Annotated in this window: 30 protein-coding genes and 1 tRNA gene; 13 read left to right on the forward strand and 18 right to left on the reverse strand. The window is 71.1% G+C overall.

Annotated features, from left to right (window positions below; all coding sequences use genetic code 11):
* The first annotated feature begins 2 nt into the window (after positions 1-2).
* A complete protein-coding gene (locus tag RIC31_RS08595; RefSeq protein WP_350105194.1) occupies positions 3-590 on the forward strand; it encodes an SIS domain-containing protein in 588 nt (195 codons plus the stop codon).
* Positions 587-2,068, forward strand: coding sequence for a D-glycero-beta-D-manno-heptose-7-phosphate kinase (rfaE1, locus tag RIC31_RS08600; protein WP_350105196.1), 1,482 nt, complete (start codon positions 587-589; stop codon positions 2,066-2,068). Before RIC31_RS08595 ends, rfaE1 begins: the two co-directional genes overlap by 4 nt.
* Before the next feature lie 468 nt (positions 2,069-2,536).
* Here rfaE1 and RIC31_RS08605 read toward each other — a convergent pair whose 3' ends face one another.
* Together RIC31_RS08605 and RIC31_RS08610 are read right to left on the reverse strand one after the other, a co-directional pair.
* Positions 2,537-3,019: an MmcB family DNA repair protein gene (locus RIC31_RS08605; RefSeq protein WP_350105199.1), complete on the reverse strand. Its 483-nt coding sequence runs from the start codon at positions 3,017-3,019 to the stop codon at positions 2,537-2,539.
* Positions 3,016-4,389: a pentapeptide repeat-containing protein gene (locus tag RIC31_RS08610; RefSeq protein ID WP_350105201.1), complete on the reverse strand. Its 1,374-nt coding sequence runs from the start codon at positions 4,387-4,389 to the stop codon at positions 3,016-3,018. The genes RIC31_RS08605 and RIC31_RS08610 overlap by 4 nt, the downstream gene beginning before the upstream one ends.
* A gap of 174 nt (positions 4,390-4,563) precedes the next feature.
* Between RIC31_RS08610 and RIC31_RS08615 the strand changes: the two genes are divergently transcribed.
* Positions 4,564-5,331, forward strand: a complete 768-nt coding sequence (locus RIC31_RS08615; RefSeq protein ID WP_350105203.1) for a methyltransferase domain-containing protein — start codon at positions 4,564-4,566, stop codon at positions 5,329-5,331.
* Positions 5,332-5,352: 21 nt separating this feature from the next.
* Here the strand turns inward: RIC31_RS08615 and RIC31_RS08620 are convergent, their stop codons facing one another.
* Positions 5,353-6,309, reverse strand: a complete 957-nt coding sequence (locus RIC31_RS08620) for a hypothetical protein (protein ID WP_350105205.1) — start codon at positions 6,307-6,309, stop codon at positions 5,353-5,355.
* Positions 6,310-6,493: 184 nt separating this feature from the next.
* On the opposite strand from RIC31_RS08620, the gene RIC31_RS08625 reads away from it, so the two are divergent.
* Positions 6,494-7,237: a protein phosphatase CheZ gene (locus RIC31_RS08625; protein ID WP_350105207.1), complete on the forward strand. Its 744-nt coding sequence runs from the start codon at positions 6,494-6,496 to the stop codon at positions 7,235-7,237.
* 20 nt (positions 7,238-7,257) lie between these two features.
* Here the strand turns inward: RIC31_RS08625 and RIC31_RS08630 are convergent, their stop codons facing one another.
* Entirely contained in the window at positions 7,258-8,718 is a 1,461-nt protein-coding gene (locus RIC31_RS08630; protein WP_350105209.1) for a fused MFS/spermidine synthase, read from the reverse strand.
* Between the two features lie 87 nt (positions 8,719-8,805).
* On the opposite strand from RIC31_RS08630, the gene RIC31_RS08635 reads away from it, so the two are divergent.
* The 4 genes from RIC31_RS08635 to RIC31_RS08650 are packed head-to-tail and all read left to right on the forward strand — an operon-like array spanning position 8,806 to position 11,120.
* A complete protein-coding gene (locus tag RIC31_RS08635) occupies positions 8,806-9,006 on the forward strand; it encodes a hypothetical protein (protein WP_350105211.1) in 201 nt (66 codons plus the stop codon).
* Positions 9,000-9,851, forward strand: a complete 852-nt coding sequence (locus tag RIC31_RS08640) for a hypothetical protein (RefSeq protein ID WP_350105214.1) — start codon at positions 9,000-9,002, stop codon at positions 9,849-9,851. Before RIC31_RS08635 ends, RIC31_RS08640 begins: the two co-directional genes overlap by 7 nt.
* Positions 9,848-10,120: a PqqD family peptide modification chaperone gene (locus tag RIC31_RS08645; protein WP_350105216.1), complete on the forward strand. Its 273-nt coding sequence runs from the start codon at positions 9,848-9,850 to the stop codon at positions 10,118-10,120. Before RIC31_RS08640 ends, RIC31_RS08645 begins: the two co-directional genes overlap by 4 nt.
* Positions 10,107-11,120, forward strand: a complete 1,014-nt coding sequence (locus tag RIC31_RS08650) for a nucleotidyltransferase family protein (RefSeq protein WP_350105218.1) — start codon at positions 10,107-10,109, stop codon at positions 11,118-11,120. Before RIC31_RS08645 ends, RIC31_RS08650 begins: the two co-directional genes overlap by 14 nt.
* A gap of 40 nt (positions 11,121-11,160) precedes the next feature.
* Here RIC31_RS08650 and RIC31_RS08655 read toward each other — a convergent pair.
* A tRNA-Gly gene (locus tag RIC31_RS08655) sits at positions 11,161-11,234 on the reverse strand.
* A gap of 137 nt (positions 11,235-11,371) precedes the next feature.
* Here RIC31_RS08655 and RIC31_RS08660 point away from each other — a divergent pair.
* The 4 genes from RIC31_RS08660 to RIC31_RS08675 all read left to right on the forward strand — a co-directional run bounded on the left by RIC31_RS08660 (position 11,372) and on the right by RIC31_RS08675 (position 13,179).
* A complete protein-coding gene (locus tag RIC31_RS08660) occupies positions 11,372-11,614 on the forward strand; it encodes a hypothetical protein (protein ID WP_350105220.1) in 243 nt (80 codons plus the stop codon).
* Positions 11,615-11,702: 88 nt separating this feature from the next.
* Positions 11,703-12,104 (forward strand): c-type cytochrome, encoded by a 402-nt coding sequence (locus RIC31_RS08665; RefSeq protein ID WP_350105222.1) that lies wholly within the window; start codon positions 11,703-11,705, stop codon positions 12,102-12,104.
* A gap of 26 nt (positions 12,105-12,130) precedes the next feature.
* Positions 12,131-12,550, forward strand: a complete 420-nt coding sequence (locus tag RIC31_RS08670) for a ketosteroid isomerase-related protein (protein WP_350105224.1) — start codon at positions 12,131-12,133, stop codon at positions 12,548-12,550.
* A complete protein-coding gene (locus tag RIC31_RS08675) occupies positions 12,547-13,179 on the forward strand; it encodes a GNAT family N-acetyltransferase (RefSeq protein WP_350105226.1) in 633 nt (210 codons plus the stop codon). The genes RIC31_RS08670 and RIC31_RS08675 overlap by 4 nt, the downstream gene beginning before the upstream one ends.
* On the opposite strand, the gene RIC31_RS08680 is transcribed toward RIC31_RS08675, so the two are convergent.
* From RIC31_RS08680 to RIC31_RS08690, 3 genes are all read right to left on the reverse strand, one after another.
* The gene (locus RIC31_RS08680) at positions 13,157-14,437 is read right to left on the reverse strand and encodes a methyl-accepting chemotaxis protein (RefSeq protein WP_350105228.1); all 1,281 of its coding nucleotides are present in this window, start codon (positions 14,435-14,437) and stop codon (positions 13,157-13,159) included. The two genes, RIC31_RS08675 and RIC31_RS08680, sit on opposite strands and share 23 nt — an antisense overlap.
* A gap of 16 nt (positions 14,438-14,453) precedes the next feature.
* On the reverse strand, positions 14,454-14,978 hold the full coding sequence (locus tag RIC31_RS08685; RefSeq protein ID WP_350105230.1) for a PAS domain-containing protein: 525 nt from the start codon (positions 14,976-14,978) through the stop codon (positions 14,454-14,456).
* Between the two features lie 123 nt (positions 14,979-15,101).
* On the reverse strand, positions 15,102-15,986 hold the full coding sequence (locus RIC31_RS08690; protein WP_350105232.1) for an HpcH/HpaI aldolase/citrate lyase family protein: 885 nt from the start codon (positions 15,984-15,986) through the stop codon (positions 15,102-15,104).
* Positions 15,987-16,129: 143 nt separating this feature from the next.
* Here RIC31_RS08690 and pdxY point away from each other — a divergent pair, with 143 nt between their 5' ends.
* The gene (pdxY, locus tag RIC31_RS08695) at positions 16,130-16,951 is read left to right on the forward strand and encodes a pyridoxal kinase (RefSeq protein WP_350105234.1); all 822 of its coding nucleotides are present in this window, start codon (positions 16,130-16,132) and stop codon (positions 16,949-16,951) included.
* Between the two features lie 163 nt (positions 16,952-17,114).
* On the opposite strand, the gene RIC31_RS08700 is transcribed toward pdxY, so the two are convergent.
* The 10 genes from RIC31_RS08700 to ffh form a co-directional block, all read right to left on the reverse strand.
* Positions 17,115-18,140 carry an aspartate-semialdehyde dehydrogenase gene (locus RIC31_RS08700; protein ID WP_350105237.1) on the reverse strand — a complete coding sequence of 342 codons (1,026 nt, stop codon included), beginning with the start codon at positions 18,138-18,140 and terminating at the stop codon, positions 17,115-17,117.
* Positions 18,141-18,240: 100 nt separating this feature from the next.
* Positions 18,241-18,378 carry a hypothetical protein gene (locus RIC31_RS08705; RefSeq protein ID WP_350105240.1) on the reverse strand — a complete coding sequence of 46 codons (138 nt, stop codon included), beginning with the start codon at positions 18,376-18,378 and terminating at the stop codon, positions 18,241-18,243.
* 126 nt (positions 18,379-18,504) lie between these two features.
* Entirely contained in the window at positions 18,505-19,623 is a 1,119-nt protein-coding gene (gene leuB / locus RIC31_RS08710; RefSeq protein WP_350105242.1) for a 3-isopropylmalate dehydrogenase, read from the reverse strand.
* Positions 19,624-19,742: 119 nt separating this feature from the next.
* Positions 19,743-20,348 carry a 3-isopropylmalate dehydratase small subunit gene (gene leuD, locus RIC31_RS08715; RefSeq protein ID WP_350105244.1) on the reverse strand — a complete coding sequence of 202 codons (606 nt, stop codon included), beginning with the start codon at positions 20,346-20,348 and terminating at the stop codon, positions 19,743-19,745.
* Between the two features lie 17 nt (positions 20,349-20,365).
* The gene (gene leuC, locus RIC31_RS08720; RefSeq protein ID WP_350105246.1) at positions 20,366-21,775 is read right to left on the reverse strand and encodes a 3-isopropylmalate dehydratase large subunit; all 1,410 of its coding nucleotides are present in this window, start codon (positions 21,773-21,775) and stop codon (positions 20,366-20,368) included.
* Positions 21,776-22,046: 271 nt separating this feature from the next.
* Positions 22,047-22,544 carry a 50S ribosomal protein L19 gene (gene rplS / locus RIC31_RS08725; RefSeq protein ID WP_350105248.1) on the reverse strand — a complete coding sequence of 166 codons (498 nt, stop codon included), beginning with the start codon at positions 22,542-22,544 and terminating at the stop codon, positions 22,047-22,049.
* On the reverse strand, positions 22,541-23,299 hold the full coding sequence (gene trmD, locus RIC31_RS08730) for a tRNA (guanosine(37)-N1)-methyltransferase TrmD (protein WP_350105250.1): 759 nt from the start codon (positions 23,297-23,299) through the stop codon (positions 22,541-22,543). Before trmD ends, rplS begins: the two co-directional genes overlap by 4 nt.
* Positions 23,300-23,323: 24 nt before the next feature.
* On the reverse strand, positions 23,324-23,827 hold the full coding sequence (gene rimM / locus RIC31_RS08735; protein WP_350105253.1) for a ribosome maturation factor RimM: 504 nt from the start codon (positions 23,825-23,827) through the stop codon (positions 23,324-23,326).
* 25 nt (positions 23,828-23,852) lie between these two features.
* Positions 23,853-24,269 carry a 30S ribosomal protein S16 gene (gene rpsP / locus RIC31_RS08740; protein WP_350105255.1) on the reverse strand — a complete coding sequence of 139 codons (417 nt, stop codon included), beginning with the start codon at positions 24,267-24,269 and terminating at the stop codon, positions 23,853-23,855.
* A 69-nt stretch (positions 24,270-24,338) separates the two neighbouring features.
* Positions 24,339-25,820, reverse strand: a complete 1,482-nt coding sequence (gene ffh / locus RIC31_RS08745; RefSeq protein WP_350105257.1) for a signal recognition particle protein — start codon at positions 25,818-25,820, stop codon at positions 24,339-24,341.
* Between the last annotated feature and the right edge of the window lie 105 nt (positions 25,821-25,925).

Below are 25,925 nucleotides of genomic sequence, written 5' to 3' on the forward strand. Positions count from 1 at the left end.
CGATGGATATTGACCGCTTCTTCGCCGCCGAACTTGCCGAGCACGCCGCCGTCACCGCCGCGACTCGCGAAAGCCTCCTCGAACCCTTCAGGCAGCTGGTGGTTCTCGTAGCCGACACGGTCCGGACGGGCGGCAAGATCATGCTGTTCGGAAACGGCGGCAGCGCCGCCGATGCCCACAACATCGCGACCGAGTTCGCGGTCCGCTACAAGCGCGACCGCAGGGCGATCCCGGCGATCGGCCTCACGACCGACGGCGCGGTGCTCACGGCGATCGGCAACGACCTGGGCTTCGAGCAGGCCTTCGCCCGCCAGGTCGAGGCGCTCGGGCGGGCCGGCGACGTTGCGATCGGCATCTCGACCTCCGGCCGGTCGCCGAACGTGATCGAGGGCCTGGGCCGCGCCCGCGCCATGGGGATCGCCACGGTCGGTCTCGGCGGCGGCGACGGCGGGCGGCTGGCCGAGGTCTCCGACCTGCTGCTGATCGTGCCGTCGCGGACCACGGCGCGGATCCAGGAAATGCACATCCTGCTCGGCCAGATGCTCTGCGGGGCGGTGGAAGTCGAGCTCGGCCTCGTGGAGGAAAAGTGACCTGGGATTCCGATCTCGCGGAGCTGGTCGGCCGACTGGCCGAGGTGCGGGTACTGGCGGTCGGCGACCTGATGCTGGACCGCTTCGTCTATGGCGCGGTCGAGCGGATCTCGCCGGAGGCGCCGGTCCCGGTGCTTCGCATCGAGCGCGAGCAGGCGATGCTCGGCGGGGTCGGCAACGTGGTGCGCAACCTGCGCGCCCAGGCCGCCTCGGTCTGCCTGGTCGCCCTGCTGGGCCGCGACGAGGCGGCCCGCGAGATCAAGGGATTGCTGCGCGACGACGTCGAGATCGAGAGTCACCTCCTCGAGGAGGACGACCGGCCGACCACCATCAAGACCCGCTACATCGCCGGCGGCCAGCAGATGCTGCGGGCCGATCGCGAGCGCGTGCAGGCGGTCTCGGGCGCGATCGAGGAGGAGATCATCGCGCGCGCCGAGGCCGATCTCGGGCTGGCCCAGGCGCTGGTGCTGTCGGACTACGGCAAGGGCGTGCTGACCGGACGCGTGGTCCAGCGGCTGATCGCCGCGGCCCGGCCGCGCGCGGTGCCGGTGATCATCGACCCGAAGGGCAGCGACTACACCCGCTACAGCGGCGCCACCCTGGTCACCCCGAACCGGCGTGAGCTGACCGAGGCCACCGGGATGCCGGCCGGCAGCGACGAGGAAGTGGTCGCCGCCGCCGCTTTCCTGATCGAGCGGGCCGGCGTCGAGGCGGTGCTGGTGACCCGCAGCCAGGACGGCATGACGCTGCTGTGCCGGAATGCGCCGGACGCGCCGCTGCACCTGCCGGCGACCGCCCGCGAGGTGTACGACGTTTCGGGCGCCGGCGACACGGTGGTCGCCACGGTGTCGGCGGCGCTGGCCGCCGGCATCGACCTGGAGAGCGCGGCCCGGCTGGCCAACGCCGCCGCCGGTATCGTGGTCGGCAAGGTCGGCACCGCGACCGCCGGCTCGACCGAGCTGACCGCAGTGTTCCGGGCCCGCGAGCTGGAGACCGGCGAAGCCAAGTCGGTGACCCTGGAAGACGCGCTCAGCCATGTCGAGGCCTGGCGCGCGCAGGGTCAGTCGATCGGCTTCACCAACGGGGTCTTCGACCTGCTGCATCCTGGCCACATCGCCCTGCTGCGCGAGGCCAAGGCGCATTGCGACCGGCTGATCGTCGGCATCAACAGCGACGCCTCGGTGCGGCGGCTGAAGGGCGACAGCCGGCCGATCCAGAACGACGCCGCGCGCGCCCTGGTGCTGGGCTCGCTGGCCGCGGTCGATCTGGTGGTGATCTTCCCGGAGGACACGCCGGAGCCGCTGCTCGAGGCGCTGCGGCCGGACGTGCTGGTGAAGGGCGGGGACTATTCCATCGACCGGGTGGTCGGCGCCGACATCGTGCGGGCCTATGGCGGTCGGGTGATGCTCGCCAACTTCCGGGACGGCCACAGCACGACCAAGTCGATCGAGCGGGCCAACAAGGGCAAGAACGTCTGAGGCGACGCGGTCCCGGCCGGGCCCCTGGCGGTCAGGCCGCCTCAGCGGCGCCGGGATTCAACACAGGTCCTGGCAGTACAGGTCCTGGCAGTCGGGGAACCCGGCCGCGGGCGGTACGCCGTGTAGGAGCGCCCCACCAGGGCGTGCCGCCGGCCGGGCCGGATGCTCAGACAACGGCGAACTTCAGGGCGCCGTTCAGGGCCACGATCGCGATGGTCGCGAAACCCAGGCCATACACGATGGCAGTCTTGGTGATGTCGATCATGGTCGCCTCCGCAGAGTTCGGCGGCGGGTCATCCGCCGTCATTCGCAGATGCAATATGTGACTCGAAACAGGTCAGAGGTACTGACCTTGTTGTCACGGTATTGATGCTTAAATCGAACCAATTATACGTGTATACAATTTATCCATTGGCACATGGCCATCAAATAGGACGACGACACCGAATCGTCTTCGCATCCGCAGCATCAAATGCGAGGGTCGGTCAGGGCGCGCAGCCGCTGTGCGGCGACCCGCGCGATCCGAACCGTCACGGCGCGCCGGCGCGCCGGCGGCAGGCGCCGCTCCGGGGCCGGCCGCAGGATCGCCGCCTCCCAGGCGTCGGCCACGATGACCCCGCAGACGTCCCCTTCCGGCAGCAGGTCGCGCGGGAACCCGGGCGCTACCGCGAAATAGAAGGCATCGCAGAAATCCACGTATTCCGGCCATTTGCCGTCGGCCCGGAAGTCCGGCACCCCCGACTTGACCTCGACCAGGGTGATGCGGCCGTCGCCGGAGAGCGCCGCGACGTCGGCCCGCCTGCCGTTGGCGAGGGCGAACTCGGTGACCACGGCACAACCGAGGTCCTCGAACAGCCTGGCGGCGCCGCGGGTCACCTGCCGGGTGGTGCCGGGGACCGAGGTGACATCGTCGCCGGCCGGTCCGTCGGGCCCGGCTCCGGCCGCTGTCACGGGTTGTGCCCCTTGGCGCCGCGCAGGTCGGCATCCTGGAGTTTCGCGCCGCGCAGGTCGGCGTCGGTCAGGTCGGCATCCTGCAGGTTGGCGCCGGTCAGGTCGGTGTCGCGCAGGTCGGCCTCGCTCAGGTCGGCGTTCTGAAGCTGCGCATAGGACATGTCCACGCCCCGCAGCTTGGTCCGCATGAGCCGGGCGTGCTCGAGATGGGCGCCCCAGCGCTGGACGTTGGAGCCGATGATGTTGATCGGCGACAACTGCGCGCCCAGCAGGTTCGCCCCGGTCAGGTTGGCGCGCCGCAGGGTGACCCCGCGCATGTCGGCATAGGTCAGGTCGGCGTCGCGCAGGTCGGCGAACGACAGGTCGGCCATCAGCAGGTCCATGCGCGACAGGTCGCAGCCGACCAGCACCACGAACTCCATGTTCGAGGCCGACAGATTGACCCCGGACAGCGACTGCCCGCTGGCGTCCCGGCGCGTCAGGTCGGCCCGCTTGCCCTGGCGGCCGCTCGAGCGGATCCAGGCGTCGTGCGCAATCAGCATGGTCCGGGTTTCCTGGCTGAGCGCGTCCAGCACCTTCGGCAGCCTGGCGCCGGCGAGATACGGCGCCTCGCGGTCCAGCTTGGTGAACGCCGCGCCGGACAGATCGGCGTCGGTCAGCGTGGTGCCGGAGAAGATCACGTTGTACAGCACCGCGCCGTGCAGGATCGCGCCGGTCAGGTTGGCCTCGGTGAGGTCGGCGCCCTCCAGGTTCGAGCCGGTCAGGTTGGCGTGGCTGAGGTCGGCGCGGTAGAGCTTGACGTTCCGCATCAGGGTATCGGTCAGGTCGGTCTGCACCACGAAGGCGTTCGACATCTTGGCGTTCGACATGTCGGCGCGGACCGCGGTCGCGGTCGCGATGTCGGAGGACGTCGTCTCGAACCCGGTCGCCACCAGGTTGCCGCGCGCGTCCGGCTTCAGCAGCACGCCGTCGCGCAGGTCGGCCTCGACCATCTTGACGTCGGACAGGTTGGCCCCGCGCAGGCAGGCGCCGCGCAGGTCGGACCGGCTGAGGTCGGCGAACCGGAAGTCGGCATGCCGCAGGTCGCAGGCGAAAAGGTTGGCGGCGGCCAGCACCGCTTCGCGCAGATCGGCATGGGCCAGCCGGGCGCCCGAGAAGTCGGCACCTGTCAGGTCGCGGCCCTTGAAGTCGAGATATCCGAGGTCGCAGCCGGCGAAGCTGGCCCGCCCGCCGCCGGTCCGGCCCTGCTGGAACAGCTGGTGGCGCTCGGTCATGTCGTCGACGTCGCGCTGCGACAGCTTGCGCAGGCGGAGCGCGGTCGGGCGGTCGTCGCGCGGGAACTCGTGACCGGCCGCATGATCGGCGATCACGCGGGAGATCCCGCTCTTCGAAGGTCCGGTTCCGGGAGGTTTGGTGTCCTCGCGCCGATCCGTCATAGTCGCATCCGTCCACCCTCTCCCCTGTGACGGCAACCCTGTCGAACGTCGGGAGGTTCCCGCATCCTATCGCGGACGGCGCCGCCGCGAACACCGGAGAGTGACCCGTTGGCCTGGGACCCCGCTCAGTACCTGAAGTTCGCCGACCATCGCCTGCGCCCGGCGCTCGACCTGCTGTCCCGAATCGGCGCCGGCTCGCCGGCCCGGGTCGTCGACCTCGGCTGCGGCACCGGCAATGTCACCGCCATCCTGGCCGGACGCTGGCCGGGGGCCGCGGTGACCGGGGTGGACCCGTCCGCCAGCATGCTCGAGCGCGCCCGGACCGAGCATCCCGGCCTGGCCTTCGAGACCGCCGACGCCGCCCGCTGGTCCGCCGTCCCGCCGGTCGACGTGCTGTACTCCAACGCCGCGCTGCACTGGCTCGGCGACCATGACGGCCTGTTCCCGCGGCTGTTCGAGCAGGTCGCCCCGGGCGGCTGGCTGGCCGTGCAGATGCCGCGCAATTTCGGCGCCCCGTCGCACACCTCGGTGGCCGAAGCGGCCGGCGACGGGCCCTGGGGCGAACGGATCCGCCCGATGCTGGCGCCGCCGCCGGTCGACCCGCCGGCCGAATACGTCCGGCGGCTGGCGCCGATGGCCGCGTCGCTCGATGTCTGGGAAACCGAGTATCTGCAGATCCTGGAGGGCGAGAATCCGGTCGCGGAATGGACCAAGGGCACGTGGCTGCGGCCGTTCCTCGACGCCCTGGAGGAGCCCGAGCGCGCCGGCTTCGAGGCGGCCTACCGGGCCCGGATCGCGGCGGCCTACCCGCCGGCCGCCGACGGCCGCACCCTGTTCCCGTTCCGGCGGCTGTTCATGGTGGCGCGCCGCCGCTGAGCGGCCGGGGTCCGGGCCGGCCTACAGCCAGTCGTGGGTCTGTGGAAAGTGGAAGGCGACGAACCGGTAGGTCGCACGGACCGCGTCGCGGATGTTGTCGTGGCGGCGTTCCAGGCCGATATCCCAGGCTGGAATGATCTCTTCCCAGATGATCAGCCGCTGGTGCAGCTCGTCGCGCATCTCGCGCACGTACTTCACCATCGAGTCGTAGCTCTTGAGGACCGAGACGATCTCGCTGGTCTGGGCATCGGCCTGCTCGAACAACCCGACGAAGCTCTGGATCGCCGGCCGGAACAGGATGCGGGCCCGGCGCACCTCCTCGTAGAAGAGCTTCTCGTCCCGGTACAGGCGCTCGACGACCACCAGCTTGTCGGCGATCCCGGCCCCGAGGTTGTAGCGGTCGCGCAGCGCCTCGATGTAGCTGAGTTCGCGCGCGAACCGGTCGATCATGTCCAGGACCTCGTCGCGTCGGTCGGCGCCGAGGCCGAGGGCGGTCGCGATCTTGGACACGCCGTCGCGGACGCGGTCCTGCATCCCGGCATCCACCGACATCCGCCGCAGTTCCCGGAGGTCCAGAACCACCGACTCGTGGCCGACCAGCCAGGTGGCGATCTGCACCATCAGGCGGTTCTTGGCGATCTCGCGGTGATGGTCCTGAACGCGCCAGCTCGCGGTCCCGTCCAGCAGTTCCGACGGGATCGAGTCGCCCGGTCGGATGTCCTTCACGAAGCGCAGCCCCTGGGCGACCTGGACCAGCAGGCGGCCGTCCTGGGAGTCCGGCTTGATGCCGAACTCGGAGGCGACGTCGTCGATCGGGATCACCGCGTCGATGTCGCCGAGCTTGACCCGCAGCACCGGCGAGCGCTCGCGCCCCGCCATGTCGAAACGGGCGTCCGGCAGCGAGAAGATGCGATGCTGGAACGCGAAATGCGTGCTGGGATCGGGCCTGGATCGCTCGTCAGACAACGCGGCGGGCATCGGTTCCTCTGAGGGGTCATCGCGACCGTGGCGCCAGCATCGCTGGATTCGATTAACAAGGTGCTAACAGTGACGGGGCGCGGTGGCGGAGCACCGCTGCGACGGTTTCGCTTAACGCAAATTTAATCGGTGGCGGGCAGGATCTCGCCACCCGGCTGACGGTCGAAGGGTGGGGAGTTCCACGATGGCACATGTGCCGATGAAGCAGTTCTCTGTCGAGCGCCGCGCCCAGTTCGTGGCCAAGCCGACACTGGCGTCCGCACCGCAGGTCGCGCCGATGAACGGCGAGGTCCTGGAGGAGTTGCGGGCGTTGCGTGCCGAGATGGCCGAGATGCGCGAGATGATCGGCCAGGTCGCCAGCACCCCGCCTGCGGTCGACGAGATCGACGAAGACGCCATGAAGCGCGACGTCCGGGTCGAGATCGCCCTGATGGTCCGCAGCATCGGCCGGGCCAAGGCCGAGATCGCGGCGATCAAGAACCCGACCGCCGAGACCGACCAGATGGAGACCGCCTCCCATCAGCTCGAGGCGATCACCGCCACCACCGAGCGGTCGACCAACGACATCATGGCGGCGGTCGATGACATCGAGCAGACCCTCAAGAAGATCACCCATCTCACGGTCGACGACGGCGAGGTGGCACCGCTCATCGACCACGCGTCCGAGCGCCTGATCGAGATCATCGAGGCCTGCTCGTTCCACGACCTGACCGGCCAGCGCGTGACCCAGGTGGTCAGGACGCTGCGCTTCATCGAGAGCCGCATCCTGGCGATGATCGACATCTGGGGGCTGGAGGCGTTCCGCGATCTGCCGCTGCCGGCGGAAAGCGAGCCCGAGGACGAGCGCGAGGACGCCGAGCTGCTGAACGGCCCCGCCCTCGGCGGCGCCGGGCTCAGCCAGGAAGACATCGACGCCCTGTTCGACTGACGCCGGTCAACTGACGGCGGTCAGCGCAGTGTCAGCCGGTCGACCGGCGCGTAGTCGTCGGTCAGGACCGGCGCGTCGGCGGTGGCGGGCGGCGCCGGCCGCACCGTCCATGACCGCCCGCCGCCGGCCTCGGTCACCGGGGCCGGGTCCAGCGCGCCCTGCGATGCCAGCAGGATGTAGGGCGTCCGCCTGCCGGGCCGGACCGGGCCGGTATCGGACCGCCAGACCGTCACCTCCGCGAACACCTCCCGCAAGCTGCGCAGCATGGCCGCCAGGAACCGCGGGTCGCGGGCCCAGTCGTAGGCGTTGATCGCGTAGATCCCGCCGGGCTCGAGCCGGTCGCGCACCAGGCGATGGAACTCCACCGTGACGAGATGCGCCGGCATGGTGTGCCCGGAGAACGCATCGGAGAATACCAGGTCGTAGCGCACGGCGCCGCGGCGCAGCACCGAGCGGGCGTCGTCGTCATGCACCCGTATCCGCCGGCTCGGCCGACGGAAGCCGATCTCGGCCGCGAAAGCCGTGACCGCCGGATCGATCTCCGCGACCACCGCCTCGGCATGCGGCCAGCGCGCCACCCAGCGCGTCGGCAGCGAATAGCCGCCGCCGCCGATGAAGAACGCGCGCCAGGCGTCGTCGGGGCCGTGACTGCGGCGCGCCCACGCGTCCAGGAAGGCGTGGGCCTCGATCGCCAGCCGGTCGGAGCCGTCGGTCGGTTCGACGCTCTGGATCCAGCCGTCCAGGAACATGCCGCGACTCGGGAAGCCGGCCCAGGCCGTGGTATCGACCAGGTCGAGGCAGTAGTACCGGCTCTCGACCCGGCAGTACGGCGCCGCCAGCAGCGGCGCGCCGGACCCGGCCAGCACGCCGGCGATCACCAGCACGCCGACCACCGGGGCCCGCAGGTCGCGCAGGAACAGTGCGGCGACCGCCGCCTCGGCCGCGGCGACCACCGCCAGCGAGCCGATCGAGCCGACCCATTGCAGCAGCACGAAGCCGGCGAGCATGGTGCCGAGGATGGCGCCGGCGGCGCCCAGCGCGAACATCCGGCCGATCACCAGGCCGGTGCGGTCCGGCGCCCCGGCCACCGCCGCCGCCGTCAGCACCGGGGTGACGGCGCCGGCCAGCAGGCTCGGCATCGTGAAGCAGACGCCCGCGACCGTCACGGTCGCCGCCATCCATCCCAGGCCGAGCGTCTCGGCGCCGGCGTGCACCGGTGCTACCAGCAGGATCGGGGTGGTGGTGAGCACCGCGGTCGCGATCAGCATCTGGAACAGCCGGGCGCCGAGCCGGGCCGGCTCGCGGTCGGCGACGATGCCGCCGATCCAGTGCCCGGCGCTGAGCCCGGCCAGCACCGTCGCGATCACCGCGGTCCAGCTGAACACGGTCATCCCGACCAGCGGCGCCAGCATCCGGGCCGCCACGATCTCGACGACCATGGCGCCGGCCGAGACGACGACCATGGCGACAGCGTGACGCATGCGGTGGTTCCGTGTGGTTGGCTCCTTTGCAATAAACGGCATCCGCAGTAAATTGAAGCGGTGGCTTGCACCCTGAGGACGACCGTCATGACGGATCAACCGCAGTCGAACCCGGAATCCGCAGCGCCGGATCCTACGGCGTCGGAGGTTTCGGCGGATCGCCGCAGGGCGCTGGTACGGCTCGGCTTGGCGGTTGGTGCCGCCTATCTGGCGCCGACCGTGCTCTCGATCGACCGCAGCGCCCGGGCCCAGGGTCCGTCCTGCGCCAAGAATCCGAAGAATTGCTGAGCCCGCGGCACCGCTCGCTCCTGTCCCCTTTCACGCCGATCCGCCTGTGCCAGCCGGTGCCGCCCGAAATACCGCAGGCGCTGGCCCTCGCCGCGCCCGGCTGGCCGACAGCCACCGCTGACGACGGTGTCCGGGTCGTCCGGACCTCCCACGGCTTCCGGGTCTCGGGCGACGGCGCGGACCGGTTCGCCGACGACGCCTGGGAAGCCGCGCACTGGGTGCTGGCCGCCGCCATCGGCCGCTTCGCCGAGGCTCGTTCCGGCCGCTTCGTCCTGAATGCCGGTGCCGCCCTGACCACCGGCGGAGCCGTGGTGTTCGCCGGCGAGAGCCATGCCGGCAAGAGTTCGGTCGGCCTGCACCTGGCCGCCGACGGCGTGGTGACGCTCGGCGACGACCGCCTGATTCTGGATACCGCCGCGTCGCCCCCGACGGCGATCGCACTCGGCCTCGCCCGCAAGGTCCGCACGCCGCTGCCGGACGACTTCTCGGACGCCGCCCGCCGCCTGGCTGCGGCGACCCGCGCCGGGCATGCCGCCGGCGCCGACGTGCTGCGCTGGGACACGGCGATCGACATGCCGGCCGGCACCGCCGCGCCGGTCGACCGCATCCTGCTGCTGCGCCGCGACCCGGGCCTCGATACCGCACGGATCTCCGGCCTCGGCGCCGCCGAGGCGGTGGCCGCGCTGCTGGCGTTGTGCGGTCGCCACGCCGGCCCGGCCGCCGCGCTGCTGGACGCGGTCGCCGGCCTGGTCCGGCGGGTCCCGGTGCAACGCCTGGAGGCGGGCAATTCCGCGGCAGCCGCCACGGCTCTGGCCGGGACGCCGGCAGCGGCGGCCGACCGATGACCCGGCTGCGGCGTCATCCCGAGGCGCGCGCCACCGAGCTCGACGGCGAGGCCTTCCTGGTGCGACGCGACAGCGACGCCATCCTTCGCCTCAATCCGACCGCCACCGCGCTGTGGCATGCGCTCGCCGAGCCGGCCACGCCCGAGGAGCTGGCGGGCCTGTTCGCGGCGGCATTCCCGGACGTCCCGGTGGATCGGCTGGCGGCCGACATCGACCTTGCCCTGGCAGCGCTGCGGGCGGACGGCATGGTGGCGGATGACCCGGCCTGACGACGGCCGGTTCACCGGGTGGTGGCGCCGCGCGCTCGGCCTGGACGAACCGCCCGGCACGACCATCTCCGCCGCGCTTGCCTCCGAGGCGGTGGCCCTGCTGTCCCCTGTCCTCGGGCCGCTGCTGGCGCGCTGGCCGGTCGCCGGGCTGGTGCCGCCGGCTCCGTCGGAGGCCGCCGAGGCCGCCTATCGCCGGCTGCTGCTGGCCCGCCAGGCTGAGATCCTGGCCGAACTGCGGGCGGCCGGGTTGCCGGTGCTGGCGATCAAGGGTTTCGACGCGGCCCGGCTCTACGATCCGCCCTCGGTGCGCATCCTCGGCGACCTCGACCTGCTGGTGCCGCCGCGACAGGCCGGCGCCGTGGTGCAGGAGCTGAAGCGACGGGGCTTCGCGCTCGAGACCTCGCCCCAGGGTGCGCTCGGCGTCACCTCGGATGTCAGCTTTCACCCGATGGTCTCGCCCGACGGCCTGGTCTCGGTCGACCTGCACACCGCGCTCGATGCCTACCCCCTGTCGGCGGTGCTCGGCGCCGAGACGGTGTTCGCCCAGGCGACCGCCGGCGACGGCGGCCGGATCGCGCCGCATCACGCGGCCCTCGCCGCGCTGTCGAACGCCGCCAAGGAACGGTTCGCGCCCTATGCCTGGCGCCACCTCCTGGATCTCGGCCGGCTGGCCCTGCGGGAGTCGGTGGACTGGCCGGCGGTCGACCGGGTGGCCGTGGCCGCCGGCCTCGGCCCGGCGCATGCCACCCTGTTCGGCGCCCTGCACCGGCTGGGCGTGCCGCCGCAACGGCTGCCGGCGCATCCCGACCCGGAATTCGGCCCGGCGCGGCGGCTGGCCCGCGACCTCGGGCAGTTGCGGACCGCGGCGCCCGGAAGGCTCGCCAAGACCGTTCGGGAAGCCGGCTGGTGCTACGCGCCGGCGACCGTCGCCCGGCTGTGGCGGTTCCGCCTGGCCGGCCTGCTGCGGCCACGCAGCGGCCGTCCGCCCGGCCTCGACTGAGGGCGCTGGACCGAAGAACCGGCGGAGCGGGAGGGGAAGCTGGAGCGGGCGACCGGAATCGAACCGGCATAAACAGCTTGGAAGGCTGATGTTCTACCATTGAACTACGCCCGCGAAAGCGCCGCACCATACCCAAGGCCTCCGGCGAACGCCACTGCGAATACGGGGCATCGCGGCCCTCGCGGTCGCGCCGGCGACCGCGCCGTGCTACCAGGGCGGCGGACGATCCCGACCGCGTCGAGGCAGCGACCGTGAGCGAACCGACGGCACCGTCGCCGGAAGGCGACGGCACCCGGCCGATCCATCCCGACATCGACTGGCAGGCCGGTCTGTTGGCCGAGAAGGTGCTGCGCCGGGTCATGACCCTGGCCGCCGCGACCGAGGAGCTCGCGGCCTGGCAGGACGAGGCCGCCGGCGACGCCTGGCGGACGGTCGAGCCCCGCGCTCTGATCGTCACCCACATCATGAATCGGCTGCTGTCGCGCGGGTACTGAGACGCCGGGTCGCATTGCAGTCGCCGGCTGCGGCCGCCAACACTATGGTTCCGGAAACAGTCGTCGCACCGCTTCGAAGGACCCGCCCATGACCACCCTCCGACGCCACCGCCTCGGCCTCGCCATCCTGGCGGCCGCGACCGTCCTCGCCGGCGGGCCCACCCTTGCCGAGGGCGACCCGGCCGCCGGCAAGAAGGCCTTCCGCAAATGCGGCGCCTGCCACACCGTCCAGGCCGGCAAGAACCGAGTCGGGCCGAGCCTGGCCGGGATCGTCGACCGCCAGGCGGGCAGCGTCGAGGGCTTCAAGTATTCCAAGGCGATGCTGAATTTCGGCGCCGGCGGCGGAATCTGGGATGCCGCCACCCTGGATGCCTACCTGGCCGACCCGCGCGGCTTCATCAAGGGCAACAAGATGGCCTTTCCAGGCATGAAGGACGCCCAGGAGCGCACCGACGTCATCGCCTATCTGAAGGCCGCCGACGGCGAGTGATGCCGTCGCCCGACCCGGAGCGCCCCATGGACCCGCGATCGGCGACCGAAGCCCTGATCCGCCGCTACTACGACGCCTTCAACCGGGATGACGTCGAGGCCATGGCCGGCTGCCTCGCCGACGACGTCGCCCACGACGTCAACCAGGGTGGGCGACGGGTCGGGGTCGCGGCGTTCCGGGCGTTCTGCGCCCACATGGCCCGGTGCTACCGGGAGCGGCTCGAGGACATCGCGATCATGGCGACCGACGACGGCCGGCGCGCCGCCGCCGAGTTCGTCGTCGACGGCAGGTACCTGGCGACCGACGACGGGCTGCCGCCGGCGACCGGGCAGGCCTACAGGCTGCCGGCCGGGGCATTCTTCGAGCTGCGCGACGGCCGCATCGCCCGGATCACCACCCACTACAACCTGGCGGACTGGACCGCCCAGGTGGCCGGCGGCGGATGACCCTCCGCCTCGAGCGCCTGACCCGCGGCCCGGTGCTGGACCGCCTGCTCGATCCGCTGGCCGACCTGCGGATCGAGGTGTTCCGCGACTGGCCCTATCTGTACGACGGCAGCCGCGACTACGAGGCGTGGTACCTGGCGCGGTTCGCCGCCGCCGAGGGCGCGGTGCTGGTCGCGGCGTTCGACGGCGACGACCTGGTCGGGGCCTCGACCGGCCTGCCGCTGGCGGCCGAGCACGCCGATTTCGCGGCCCCGCTGGCGGCCGCTGGCTATCCGGTCGGAGAGCTTTATTACGGAGCCGAGACAATCCTGCGGCGGCAGTATCGGGGCCGCGGTCTGTACCGGCGGTTCTTCGCCGGCCGGGAGGCCCATGCCGCCGCCCTGGGCGGGTTCGCGCAGCTGGTGTTCTGCGGGGTGGTCCGGCCGGACGACCATCCGCTGAAGCCGGCCGACGCGCGCCCACTGGATCCGGTCTGGCGACGCTTCGGCTATCGTCGCCTGGACGGCGTCACCGCCGGGTTTCCCTGGAAGGACGTCGACCGGGCGGACGAGACCGTCAAGCCCATGCAGTTCTGGATCAAGCCGCTCGAGGTCAGGCAGCTGCAGGTCAGGCGGCCCGGGCCCCCTTGAGGTAGCCCTCGACCTCGGCCCGCAGGGTCGCCGACTGCTCGGCGAGATCGCCAGCGGCATCCGCCACCTCGCGCGCCGCCCGGTCGGTGTCCGAGGCGGCCTCGCGGACCAGCCCGGTGTTGCGCGCCACCTCCTGGGTGCCGATCGCCGCCTCCTGCACGTTGCGGGAGATCTCGGTGGTGGTCGCGGCCTGCTGGTCGACCGCCGCCGCCACCGCCGCCGAACGCTGGCTGACGTCGGCGATCGCGGTGACGATCTGGCCGATCGCGGTGACCGCCTCGGCGGTCGCCTCGCGGATCCGCGCGACCTGTTCCTGGATGCGCTGGGTCGCCTGCCCGGTCTGGTTGGCCAGGCTCTTCACCTCGCCGGCGACCACCGCGAAGCCCTTGCCGGCCTCGCCGGCACGGGCGGCTTCGATCGTGGCGTTCAGCGCCAGCAGGTTGGTCTGCTCGGCGATGTCGGTGATCAGGGTGACCACGCTGCCGATCTCCGAGGCCGCCTCGTTCAGGGCCTGCACCATGGCATTGGCCGCCTCCGCCTTGGTGGTGGCCTCGCTGGTGGTGCGGCCGGCCTCGGCGACCTGGCGGGTGATCTCCAGGATCGAGGCCGACAGTTCCTCGGCCGCCGAAGCCACCGTCTGCACGTTGGCCGAGGCCTGCTCGGTGGCGGCGGCGACCGCGGTGGTCTGGTCGGTGGTGGAGTCGGCGAGCTGGGTGAGGTTGCCGGCGGTGCCGCGCATCTGCGCCGCCGCCGCCGCCACCGAGTCGACCACGCCGCCGACCTGCCGCTCGAAGGTGTCGGTCAGGGCCGCGAACTGCAGGACCTTGGCCGCCATGGCGTCGGTCGCGTCGTTGATCCGGGCAGCACTGATCGAGAAGTGCCCGCCCAGCCCCTCGGGCCGGATCTTGCGGTAGTAGACGCCCTTGGACACCGCCTCCATGGCCGCCCCGGCCTCGCGCACGAAGGCGTCGGTCACGTCGATCATGTCGTTGACCGCCAGCAGCATCGCGGTCGGACTGCCCTTGCCCTCGACGCCGATCAGCCGGCGCTCGAAGTCGCCGGTGGCGACCGCCGCGCAGACCTGTTGGGTGCGGGCGATCCAGGCATCCGTCGAGGCCGCCAGCCGGAACGCCACCAGCGCGGCCGCGGCGGCGATACCGGCCGCGACCGACGCGGCGGCCGCCGGCACCGCGGCGTCGACCGGCAGCGGCAGCCAGGGCAGCAGGGCGGCGAGCGCCGCACCGACGGTCGCCAGCAATGCGCAGGCCGGCGCCCTAGAGCGAGAGGACGAACTGGTCATAACCGACCCCCTTTCCCTGGAGCACGCCGGCGAGATGGTCGGAGGCGGCGGTCATGCCGTCCTTGCGGCTGTCCGGCCGCGCCTCGATCGCCACCAGGTCGGCGTAGAGCCGCTCGACCGCGGCGACCGCGGCCGGGTCCGGCAACCGTCGGTTCGAGTGGTAGCCGAGGAGGTTGCCGCCGGCGTCCAGGCTCGGCGTCACATGCGCCAGCACCCAGTAGTGATCGCCGTTGCGGGCCATGTTCTTCACATAGGCGAAGATCTCGCCCTTGGCGGCGATCGTGTCCCAGAGCAGCTTGAAGACGCAGCGCGGCATGTCGGGATGCCGGATGATGCTGTGCGGCTGCCCCAGCAGTTCCCGCTCGGTGAACCCGGCGATCCGCCGGAACACGTCGTTGCAGTAGGTCAACCGGCCTTTCAGGTCGGTCTTGCTGACGATGATCTCGTCGCGCCCGAACGTGACCGCACGTCCGGTCGGCGACACTGCGTACTTGGCCAATCCGCCATCCTCCGGAAGGACAAACAGCCCCCCGACCGGCGCGCCCGCGACGCCCGGGGGGACGAAAGTCAGGCTGCGCCTGAAGTCGGCGGGGAGCATTGACCCATGACAATGAATACGGGGTTAACGGGAGCCGCGATGCAGGTCCTCGATGCGCCCGGCCAGCGCCACCAGGCGCTCCGCCTCGGCGACATGCAGGGCCTCCACCAGCTTGCCGTCGACCAGCAGCACGCCCTTGCCCTCGGCCTCGGCGGCGGCGTGCGCGGCAGTGATGCGGCGGGCCCAGGCCAGCGCCTCCTCGGACGGCGCGAACGCGGCGTTGGCCGCCGCGATGGTCTTGGGATGGATCAGGGTCTTGCCGTCGAAGCCGAACTGGACGCCCTGCCGGCACGAGGCGGCGAAACCGTCGTCGTCGGCGAGGTCCAGGTAGACGCCGTCGAGGATCGCCAGGCCGTAGGCGCGGGCCGCCAGCAGGCACAGGCCGAGTGCCGTGACGAACGGCAGCCGGTCCGGGGTGTGCAGGCAGTGCAGGTCCTTCGCCAGGTCGGAGGTACCCATCACCAGCCCAGCCAGGCGCGGGGTCGCGCCGGCGATCCCGGCCGCCTCCAGAACCCCGCGCGGAGTCTCCATCATGCACCACAGCGCCAGGCCGTCCGGTGCGCCGTGCGCCGCCAGCACCGCCTCCGCCCGCCGCACGGCATCGGCGCTCTCGACCTTGGGCAGCAGCACCGCATCCACCGGCTGGCCGGCGGCGAAGGCGAGGTCGTCGTGGCCCCAGGCGGTGTCCAGGCCGTTGACCCGCAGCACCAGCTCGCGGCCGCCATAGCCGCCGCCCCGCAGGGCCGCCGCCACGGTCTCGCGGGCCGACGCCTTGGCATCCGGCGCGACCGCGTCCTCCAGGTCCATGACGATCACGTCGCAGGGCAGGTCGCGGGCCTTCTCAAGCGCCCGCGGATTGGAGCCGGGCATGTACAGGGCGGAACGGCGCGGGCGCAGCGGGGCGGGCATCGGGATCTCCAGTCCGGAATCTCGGGGCGAACCGGCGGCACCGTAGCTTCGCGAGGCAGCCGGCGGAAGAGACGTCCTGCCCCCAATGCATGCCGCGATACATGCCGCTGGCACCGCCCGCCGGGGCGACTATAGTCGCGGCCATGCCGATCCTCGCCGTCTCCTCGCACGTCGCCGTCGGGCATGTGGGCAACGCCGCCGCCGCGCCGGCGCTGGAGCGGCTCGGCCACCCGGTCTGGCGGGTCGACACGGTGGCGTTCTCCAACCATCCGGGGCACGGCCACCACGCCGGCACGGTGCGGCCGGACCACGAGGTCCGCGACCTGCTGCAGGGGGTCGGGCGGCTGACCGGCTGGCAGGGCTGCCACGGGGTCTACTCGGGCTATCTCGGCGAGGCCGGCAGCGGCTGGGCGGTCGCCGACGCCGTCGACGCGGCGCGCGCGGTCGAGTCCGGGCTGGTCTATCTCTGCGACCCGGTGATCGGCGACCACGGCCGGGTGTTCGTGCGCGACGGCGTCGAGAAGGCGATCCGCGAGCGCCTGGTGCCGCGCGCCACGATCGTCACGCCCAACGCCTTCGAGCTGGAGCGGCTGACCGGCCACCGGGTCGAGACCGTCGACGACGCCCGCGCCGCCGCCGTGACCCTGCTGGAATGGGGGCCGGACATCGTGCTCGGCACCGGCATCCCGGACGGCGACGACCGGCTGGCGATCGTGATGGTGACCGTCGAGGGCGAGGCGGTGGTGCGCACGCCGCGCCGCAGGCGGGCGTTCTTCGGCACCGGCGACCTGTTCGCCGGGCTGTACCTGGCCCACTACCTGGACGGCCGCGACCCGTACCGGGCGATGCGGCGCAGCGTCGCCGGGCTTGACGTGGCGACCGCCGCGACCGAGGCGGCCGGGACCGTCGACCTCGACCTGATCCCGAACCTCGACGCGATCGTCCGGGCCGACCGCCCGGAGTGAGGCGGGATCGGGCGATGCCCGTCGCTCCGTGGGTCCCGGAGCCGCCCCGGATCAAGTCCGGGGCTCTCCGGGATGACGATATGAACACTGTCCGTCATTCCGGAGAGGGCGCGCGAGCGTCCGGCTCCGGAACCCACCCGCCGCTCCAGGACCTCGGGGTGCGTCAGGCCGCCTTCTTCAGGTGGCGGGCGATCAGTTCCTCGGCGATCTGCACGGCGTTGAGCGCCGCGCCCTTGCGCAGGTTGTCGGACACGCACCAGAACACCAGGCCGTTCTTCACGGTCGGGTCCTTGCGGATGCGGCTGACATAGACCGCGTCCTCGCCGGCGCTCTCGACCGGGGTGACATAGCCCTCGTCGGCGCGGTGGTCGACCACCAGCAGGCCGGGGAAGCCCTTCATCGCGGCCCGCGCCGAAGCCTCGTCGATCGGCTTCCGGGTCTCGATGAACACCGCCTCGGAATGGCCGATGAACACCGGCACCCGGACGCACTGGGCGACCACCGCGATGTCCGGGTCGAGGATCTTCTTGGTCTCGACCGCCATCTTCCACTCCTCCTTGGTGAACCCGTCCTCCATGAAGACGTCGATATGCGGGATCACGTTGAAGGCGATCTGCTTGGTGAACTGCTCCTTGGAGATCGGGTCGTTCACGTAGACGGCGCGGGTCTGGTTGAACAGCTCGTCCATGCCGTCCTTGCCGGCGCCGGACACCGACTGGTAGGTCGAGACCACCACCCGCTTGACCCCGAAGGCGTCGTGCAGCGGCTTCAGCGCCACCACCAGCTGCGCGGTCGAGCAGTTCGGGTTGGCGATGATGTTCTTCCTGCCGTAGCGCGCCAGGGCGTCCGGGTTGACCTCCGGCACCACCAGCGGCACGTCCGGGTCCATGCGGAACGCCGAGGAGTTGTCGATCACCACGCAGCCGGCCTGCCCGACCTTCGGGGCGTATTCCTTGCTCACGTCGCCGCCGGCCGAGAACAGCGCGATGTCGGTGGTCGAGAAGTCGTACTTTGCCAGATCCTGGACGGTCAGCGTCCCCTTCTCGCCGTAGGAGACCTGGCCGCCGGCCGACCGGCCTGACGCCAGGGCGATGACCTCGTCGGCCGGGAAGCTGCGCTCGGCCAGCGTGGTCAGCATCTCGCGTCCCACCGCACCCGTGGCCCCGACGACCGCAACCTTGTAGCCCATGTCCTCAACTCCTCTCGAAACCGCACGGCATCGCATCGCCCGGGGGTCCGCCTGGGCCCCCCGACCGCCGATCGCTCGCGCGCGGCAGGAGGCCAGACCCCTAGAGGGTGGTCTTGCCGGCTTTCGTGGTGGTGGTGGTGGCGAACGCGCCGGAGCGCGGGCAGGGCGAGGGCACGGCGGGGCGCTGCGCCCCGTCGGCGTGCATGCGGATCCCGGAACGGAAAGCCGTCTCGTCCATGGCGCGCTTCATACGGCAAAACGCCGGGGATGAAAATGGGGGAATTTCCGCGGCAGCGGGTGTCTCCCGGAGCCGGGCGCTCGCGCGCCCTCTCCGGAATGACGAATGGTATGGAGAGGCAGACCCTCAGCCGGCCGCCAGCTTGTCCAGCTCCTTGAGGATGCTGTCGGTCATCACGTTGGTCGACACCTTGGCCTTGCCGGGCTGCATGATGTCGGCGGTGCGCAGGCCGGAGCCGAGCACGTTGTCGATCGCCTTCTCGATCAGGTCGGCGTCCTCGCCCATGTCGAAGCTGTAGCGCAGCAGCATGGCGAAGGAGAGCAGCTCGGCGATCGGGTTGGCCGAGCCCTTGCCGGCGATGTCCGGGGCCGAGCCGTGCACCGGCTCGTACAGGGCGTGGCGGCGGCCGGTGGTCGGGTCCTGGGCGCCGAGCGAGGCCGACGGCAGCATGCCGAGCGAGCCGGTCAGCATCGCCGCACAATCCGACAGGATGTCGCCGAACAGGTTGTCGGTGACGATCACGTCGAACTGTTTCGGATTGCGAACGAGCTGCATGGCGCAGTTGTCGGCGAACATGTTCTCGTATTCCAGGCCCTCGCCCTCGGCCTTGTGCAGGCCGGTCATGACCTCGCGCCACAGCACGCCGGACATCATGACGTTGGCCTTCTCGACCGAAGTCACCTTGCCGCGCCGCTTGCGCGCCAGGTCGAAGGCGACCCGGCCGATGCGCTCGATCTCCGGCGTGGTGTAGGCCTGGGTGTCGAAGCCGCGCTTGCCGCCGCCGGGCAGGTCCTCGATGCCGCGCGGCTCGCAGAAATACACGCCGCCGGTCAGCTCGCGCAGGATCATGATGTCGAGCCCGGCCACCAGTTCCTTCTTGAGCGAGGAGTTGTCGGCCATCGAGGCGAACACCATGGCCGGCCGCAGGTTGGCGAACAGGTCCATTTCCTTGCGCAGGCGCAACAGGCCGCGCTCGGGCTTCTTCTCGAACGGCAGGTCGTCGTATTTCGGGCCGCCCACGGCGCCGAACAGCACGGCGTCGGCGGCGACCGCATCGGCCAGGGTCTCGTCGGTCAGCGGGGTCCCGGACTCGTCGTAGGCCGCACCGCCCACCAGACCTTCCTGCACGTCGAACGATACCGACCGCTTCTTCGCCATCCAGTCGACGACGCGCAGGGTCTCGCGCACCACTTCCGGGCCGATACCGTCGCCCGGCAGCACGAGCAGTTTCTTGTTGGACGCCATGACGCTCCTTTACCCCCGATCATCGGCTTGGATGAGCGATTGCTTATCCGAACCGCCGGGGCGTGGCAAACGTGGATATCCGCGATGCGGGATCGCGCGGGTGGGTTCCGGACGCGGCCTCAGGCCCAGGGCTGGGCCAGCTTGCGCTTTTCCTCGAACGCCGTGATGTCGCCCTCTTGCTTCATGGTCAGGCCGATGTCGTCGAGCCCGTTGATCAGGCAGTCCTTGCGGTGCGGGTCGATCTCGAACGACACGCTCTCGCCGTTCGGCCGGCCGATCGTCTGGTTCTCCAGGTCGATCTCCAGCACCGCGTTCGAGCCCTTGGAGGCGTCGTCCAGCAGCTCGCGCAGCTGCTGCTTGGTGACCTTGATCGGCAGGATGCCGTTCTTGAAGCAGTTGTTGTAGAAGATGTCGGCGAAGCTGGTGCTGATCACGCAGCGGATACCGAAGTCCAGCAGCGCCCAGGGCGCGTGCTCGCGGCTCGAGCCGCAGCCAAAGTTGTCCTCGGCGACCAGCACCTGGGCGCCCCGGTACTGCGGCTTGTTGAGTACGAAGTCCGGCTTCTCCCTGCCGTCGTCGTCGTAGCGCATCTCGGCGAACAGGTGCTTGCCAAGCCCGGTCCGCTTGATGGTCTTCAGGTACTGCTTGGGGATGATCATGTCGGTGTCGACGTTGATCATGTCGAGCGGGGCGGCGGTGCCGCGCAGCTGGGTGAACTTTTCCATCGGTGCTCTCCTCCCGCTCAGTTCGTCAGTTCGCGAACGTCGGACAGCCGGCCGGTGATCGCCGCCGCCGCCGCCATCGCCGGGCTGACCAGATGGGTCCGCCCGCCGCGGCCCTGCCGGCCCTCGAAGTTGCGGTTCGAGGTCGAGGCACAGCGCTCGCCCGGCTCCAGCTTGTCGGCGTTCATCGCCAGGCACATTGAGCAGCCCGCCTCGCGCCAGTCGAAACCGGCCGCCATCAGGATGTCGGCGATGCCCTCGGCCTCGGCCTGCTCCTTCACCAGGCCGGAGCCCGGGACCACCATGGCGTGGACCCCGTCGGCGACCTTGCGGCCCTTGGCGACCGCCGCGGCGGCGCGCAGGTCCTCGATCCGGCCGTTGGTGCAGGAGCCGATGAACACCTTGTCGACCTTGACCTCGGCGATCGGGGTGTTCGGGGCCAGGCCCATGTACTTCAGCGACCGCTCGATCGCCGCCTTCTTGTTCGGGTCGCTCTCGGCCGCCGGGTCCGGGGTGCGGCCGGTGACCGGCACCACGTCCTGCGGGCTGGTGCCCCAGGTGACCTGCGGCGCGATGTCCGACGCCTTCAGGGTCACTTCCTTGTCGTAGGCGGCGCCGGGGTCCGACGGCAGAGTCTTCCAGTACGCCACGGCGGCCTCCCAGGCCGCGCCCTTCGGCGCCATCGGCCGACCCTTGAGGTACTCGAAGGTGGTGTCGTCCGGCGCGATCATGCCGGCGCGGGCGCCCGCCTCGATGGTCATGTTGCAGACCGTCATGCGGGCTTCCATCGACATCGCCCGGATCGCCTCGCCGGCATACTCGACCACGTGGCCGGTACCGCCGGCGGTGCCGATGGCGCCGATGATCGCCAGCACCACGTCCTTGGAGGTCACGCCGGCAGGCAGCTCGCCATCAACGGTGATCCGCATGTTCTTGGCCGGGGCCTGCACCAGGGTCTGGGTCGCCAGCACGTGCTCGACCTCGGAGGTGCCGATGCCGAAGGCCAGCGAGCCGAAGGCGCCGTGGGTCGCGGTATGGCTGTCGCCGCACACGATGGTCATGCCCGGCAGGGTGAAGCCCTGCTCCGGCCCGATGATGTGGACGATGCCCTGGCGGGCGTCCAGGACCGGGAAGTAGGGAACCCCGAACGCCTTGACGTTGCTCTCCAGGGTCTCGACCTGTATCCGGCTCTCCTCGTCCTCGATCCCCTTGCTGCGGTCGGTGGTCGGGATGTTGTGGTCGGCGACCGCCAGGGTCAGCTCGGGACGGCGCACCTTGCGGCCGTTCTGGCGCAGGCCCTCGAAGGCCTGCGGGCTGGTGACCTCGTGGACCAGATGCCGGTCGATGTAGATCAGGCAGGTCCCGTCGTCCTGGACGTCGACCAGGTGCGACGCCCAGATCTTGTCGAACAGGGTGCGGGGCTTGGCCATGGCTCGGTATTCCCTCCTGCGGGCCGTCGCGCGTTCAGTCGGCGCGGCGGTGCCTCGTGTTCTCCGGAGGCCGGACATTACAAAGTTGCGCCGCCGAGGCAAACCACGAAACGCGCAAGGGGGCTTTGCAGAGCCGCCAGGCCCGATGCCGGCGGCCATCCGGACGACGTGATGAAATCAGGACCGGCGTGGGCGCCCGGAACCCGCCAACGCGAAACGCCCCCGGACGTTGCCGTCCGGGGGCGCTGGATCCCGTTCCGGATGTGCAGGCTTACGCCTCGGTGCCGGCCTCGGCCTCGGCGGCCTTCGCCTCGGCCTTGGCGGCCCGCTGCTCGGCCTGCTCGGCCAGGCGCGCGGCGCGCGCCTCGGCGGCGACCGCACGATCCTCGGCGGCAGCCTTGCCGGCGACGCCGGTGGTCTTCTCGGCGATACGGGCCGACTTGCCGGTCCGGCCGCGCAGGTAATACAGCTTGGCGCGCCGCACCTTGCCGCGCCGGATCAGCTCGATCCCGGCGATCCGCGGCGAGTACAGCGGGAAGATCCGCTCGACGCCCTCGCCGTAGGAGATCTTGCGGACCGTGAACGACGAGTTCACGCCGTCGTTGCTGCGGGCGATGCAGACACCCTCGAACGCCTGGATGCGCTCGCGCGTGCCTTCGACGACCTTCACGTCGACCCGCACCGTGTCGCCCGGGCCGAAGACCGGGATCTGCTTGTCGGCCGAGAGGGCCGCGACCTGCTCGGTCTCGAGCTGCTCGATGATGTTCATGGCGTGGTCTCCGTATCCTCGTCGTCGGCCGTACCGCCGGCCCGTTCACACTGCCCGGAACGGCGGGCCCACAGGTCGGGGCGCCGCTCCCGGGTGATCCGTTCCGCCTCCCGGCGCCGCCACGCCCTGACATTGGCGTGGTGCCCGCTGGTCAGCACCTCGGGAACGGTCATCCCGTTCCAGTCCCGAGGCTGGGTATAGAGGGGATACTCCAGCAGCCCCTCCTCGAAACTCTCTTCCGCCAGCGTCTCCGCCGCGCCGAGAACCCCCGGCAGCAGGCGGATCACCGCGTCCATCACCGCGAGCGCCGCCGGCTCCCCGCCGGAGAGCACGAAATCCCCGAGGCTCAGTTCCTCGAGGCCGCGGGCGGCGATCACCCGTTCGTCCAACCCCTCGTAGCGCCCGCACAGCAGCACCACACCCGGTTCCGCCGCCAGCGCCCTGGCCCGCGCCTGATCGAACCGCCGGCCGCGGGGGCTGAGATAGATCCGCGGTCCGGGCTGATCCTCGATCGAGGCGAGCGCCGCATCGACGACGTCCGGCCGCATGACCATGCCGGATCCGCCCCCGAACGGGGTGTCGTCGACGGAGCGGTGCTTATCGCGTGCGAATTCCCGGATGTCCAGCGCTTTCAGCGACCAAATCCCGGCATTCAGCGCCTTTCCGGCCAGCGACAGCCCGAGCGGCCCCGGAAACATCTCCGGGAACAGAGTCAGCACCGTTGCCTGCCATCCGGTCGCCGCAGCGTCGGCCATCGCTCCTCACTCCGCCGCCCTTCATCAGTCCAGCAGCCCCTCGGGCGGATCCACCAGCAGCCGGCCGCCGGCCAGATCGACCTCCGGCACCACCGCCTCGGTGAACGGCAGCATTTGGGACCTGCCGTCGGCGCCGACATACTCGATCAGGTCGCCGGCCCCGAAGTCGTGCATCGCCGTGACCCGGCCGAGTTGCCGGCCGTCGGTCGCGACCACCGCCAGGCCGATCAGGTCGGCGTGGTAGTACTCGCCGTCCGACGGCTCCGGCAACACCGAGCGCGCCACGTAGAACCGGGTACCGCGCAACGCCTCGGCGGCATCGCGGTCGGCCACGCCGTCGACCCGGACGATCACCCCGTCCTTGTGGCGGCCGGTGACCTGCAGCTCGAACCGGCGGTCGCCGGACTCGTCCTCGACCGGGCCGTAGGCGGCCACGTCGTCCGGGTTCTCGGTGAAGGGCCTGACCTTCACCTGACCGCGGACGCCATGGGCGCCGGTTACCGCCCCCAGGCAGACGCGATCGACCACCGCCGTTCCCGCCCTGCGCTCGCGATCAGGCCTCGGCCGATGCCTCGGCCGGCGCCTCTGCCGGCGTCTCGGCGGCCTCCGCGGCAGCCTTCTCGGCGGCGTCGGCGGCCTTCTGCGCGGCCTCGGCCTCGCGCTCGGCGCGCTTCTTGCCCGGTGCCGACTTCAGCGGCTGCGCGTTGTACTGGAACGGCTCCATCAGGCCGGCCTGGCCGAGCATCTTGTGCATCCGGTCGGTCGGGCGGGCGCCGACGCTCAGCCAATGCTGGATGCGGTCGGCCTTCACGATCAGCCGGTCGGCATGGTCCTTCGGCAGCATCGGGTTGTAGGTGCCGATCTTCTCGACGAAGCGGCCGTCGCGCGGGCTGGTCGCCTCGGCGACGACGATCCGGTAGAACGGGCGCTTCTTGGCGCCGCCGCGGGCGAGACGAATGCGAAGCGACATGGTTTGGTCCTTTCGTGTTCCTGCAGTCCGATGAGTATCAATTCGGTTCGTTGACGATCGCCGGCGCGCTTATTTGCGCTTGCCGGGAAATCCGGGGGGCAGGCCGCCGCCAAGCCCTGGAAGCCGGGGGCCGCCGGGGCCGCCGAGGCCCGGGAAGCCGCCGGGCATCGGCGGCAGCGAACCACCGCCGGCGGGCGGAGCGGGCATGCCGCCGCCACCGCCGAACAGGCCGGCCAGCGCGCCCTTGCCGCCCATCTTGCCGACCTGCTTCATCATCCGCGCCATGTCCTGGTGCTGCTTCAGCACCTTGTTGACGTCCTGCACCTGGGTGCCGGAACCGGCGGCGATGCGCTTGCGGCGCGAGGCGTTGAGCAGCTTCGGGTTGCGGCGCTCGTCGCGGGTCATCGAGGAGATGATCGCCTCGTTGCGCTTCAGCACCTTGTCGTCGAGATTGGCGCCGGCCATCTGCTTCTGCAGCTTGCCGATGCCGGGCAGCATTCCCATGATGCCGCCGAGCCCGCCGAGCGTGCGGACCTGCTTCAGCTGGGCCGCCATGTCGTCGAGGGTGAAGACGCCGCGCATCATTCGCTCGGCGGTCTTCTGGGCCTCCTCGGCGTCGATCGTCTCGGCGGCCTTCTCGACCAGGCTGACCACGTCGCCCATGCCGAGGATGCGGCCGGCCAGGCGCTCCGGGTGGAAGTCCTCCAGGTCGTCGACCTTCTCGCCGACGCCGAGCATCTTGATCGGCATACCGGTGACGCCGCGCATCGACAGCGCGGCACCGCCGCGGCTGTCGCCATCGACCCGGGTCAGCACGATGCCGGTGATCCCGACCCGCTCGTGGAAGTTGGTGGCGGTGGTGACCGCGTCCTGGCCGGTCAGCGCGTCGGCGACCAGCAGCACCTCGTGCGGGTTCACCGCCTCGCGGACCGCCCGGGCCTCGGCCATCAGCCCCTCGTCGATCGAGGTGCGGCCGGCGGTGTCCAGCATCACCACGTCGAAGCCCTGCAGCCTCGCCGCGGTCATAGCCCGCCTGGCGATCCCGGCCGGGGTCTCGCCGGCGACAATCGGCAGGGTGGCGACGCCGACCTGCTCGCCGAGGATCCGGAGCTGCTCGCGCGCCGCCGGGCGGGTGACGTCGAGCGACGCCATCAGCACCTTCTTGCGCTCGCGCTCCTTCAGGCGCTTGGCGATCTTGGCGGTGGTCGTGGTCTTGCCGCCGCCCTGCAGGCCGACCATCAGGATCGGCACCGGGGCCGGGGCGTTCAGGCTGATCGACTGGCTGTCGGAGCCGAGCATGTCCACGAGCTCGTCGTGGACGATCTTGACGACCATCTGGCCCGGCGTGACCGAGCGCAGCACCTCGCGGCCGACCGCCCGCTCGCGGACCTTGTCGACGAACTGCTTGACCACCGGCAGGGCGACGTCGGCCTCGAGCAGGGCGACCCGGACCTCGCGCATGGCGGTCGCGACGTCGGCCTCGCTCAGCGCCCCGCGCTTGCGCAGCCGGTCGAAGACCGATCCCAGCCTCTCGCTCAGTCCTTCGAACAAACCGTCACTCCAGACAAACCGTTGCCCCAAACGATATCGCGCCCGTGCTCGAACCCTCGAGGACGGACGGAACCCGTTAAGGTCTCAGCAGACAGGGTCTCGCCG

The sequence above is a fragment of the Thalassobaculum sp. genome (genome assembly GCF_040219615.1).
GTDB lineage: Bacteria > Pseudomonadota > Alphaproteobacteria > Thalassobaculales > Thalassobaculaceae > Thalassobaculum_A.

What these genes read in the sequence shown, in the direction of transcription:
- RIC31_RS08595 (WP_350105194.1), top strand. Translation starts at nt 3, where the DNA reads ATGGATATTGACCGCTTCTTCGCCGCCGAACTTGCCGAGCACGCCGCC.
- RIC31_RS08620 (WP_350105205.1), bottom strand. Translation starts at nt 6,309, where the DNA reads ATGCCCGCCGCGTTGTCTGACGAGCGATCCAGGCCCGATCCCAGCACG.
- RIC31_RS08625 (WP_350105207.1), top strand. Translation starts at nt 6,494, where the DNA reads ATGGCACATGTGCCGATGAAGCAGTTCTCTGTCGAGCGCCGCGCCCAG.
- RIC31_RS08630 (WP_350105209.1), bottom strand. Translation starts at nt 8,718, where the DNA reads ATGCGTCACGCTGTCGCCATGGTCGTCGTCTCGGCCGGCGCCATGGTC.
- RIC31_RS08635 (WP_350105211.1), top strand. Translation starts at nt 8,806, where the DNA reads ATGACGGATCAACCGCAGTCGAACCCGGAATCCGCAGCGCCGGATCCT.
- RIC31_RS08645 (WP_350105216.1), top strand. Translation starts at nt 9,848, where the DNA reads ATGACCCGGCTGCGGCGTCATCCCGAGGCGCGCGCCACCGAGCTCGAC.
- RIC31_RS08650 (WP_350105218.1), top strand. Translation starts at nt 10,107, where the DNA reads ATGACCCGGCCTGACGACGGCCGGTTCACCGGGTGGTGGCGCCGCGCG.
- RIC31_RS08665 (WP_350105222.1), top strand. Translation starts at nt 11,703, where the DNA reads ATGACCACCCTCCGACGCCACCGCCTCGGCCTCGCCATCCTGGCGGCC.
- RIC31_RS08670 (WP_350105224.1), top strand. Translation starts at nt 12,131, where the DNA reads ATGGACCCGCGATCGGCGACCGAAGCCCTGATCCGCCGCTACTACGAC.
- RIC31_RS08675 (WP_350105226.1), top strand. Translation starts at nt 12,547, where the DNA reads ATGACCCTCCGCCTCGAGCGCCTGACCCGCGGCCCGGTGCTGGACCGC.
- RIC31_RS08690 (WP_350105232.1), bottom strand. Translation starts at nt 15,986, where the DNA reads ATGCCCGCCCCGCTGCGCCCGCGCCGTTCCGCCCTGTACATGCCCGGC.
- pdxY (WP_350105234.1), top strand. Translation starts at nt 16,130, where the DNA reads ATGCCGATCCTCGCCGTCTCCTCGCACGTCGCCGTCGGGCATGTGGGC.
- RIC31_RS08700 (WP_350105237.1), bottom strand. Translation starts at nt 18,140, where the DNA reads ATGGGCTACAAGGTTGCGGTCGTCGGGGCCACGGGTGCGGTGGGACGC.
- RIC31_RS08705 (WP_350105240.1), bottom strand. Translation starts at nt 18,378, where the DNA reads ATGGACGAGACGGCTTTCCGTTCCGGGATCCGCATGCACGCCGACGGG.
- leuB (WP_350105242.1), bottom strand. Translation starts at nt 19,623, where the DNA reads ATGGCGTCCAACAAGAAACTGCTCGTGCTGCCGGGCGACGGTATCGGC.
- leuD (WP_350105244.1), bottom strand. Translation starts at nt 20,348, where the DNA reads ATGGAAAAGTTCACCCAGCTGCGCGGCACCGCCGCCCCGCTCGACATG.
- leuC (WP_350105246.1), bottom strand. Translation starts at nt 21,775, where the DNA reads ATGGCCAAGCCCCGCACCCTGTTCGACAAGATCTGGGCGTCGCACCTG.
- rplS (WP_350105248.1), bottom strand. Translation starts at nt 22,544, where the DNA reads ATGAACATCATCGAGCAGCTCGAGACCGAGCAGGTCGCGGCCCTCTCG.
- trmD (WP_350105250.1), bottom strand. Translation starts at nt 23,299, where the DNA reads ATGGCCGACGCTGCGGCGACCGGATGGCAGGCAACGGTGCTGACTCTG.
- rpsP (WP_350105255.1), bottom strand. Translation starts at nt 24,269, where the DNA reads ATGTCGCTTCGCATTCGTCTCGCCCGCGGCGGCGCCAAGAAGCGCCCG.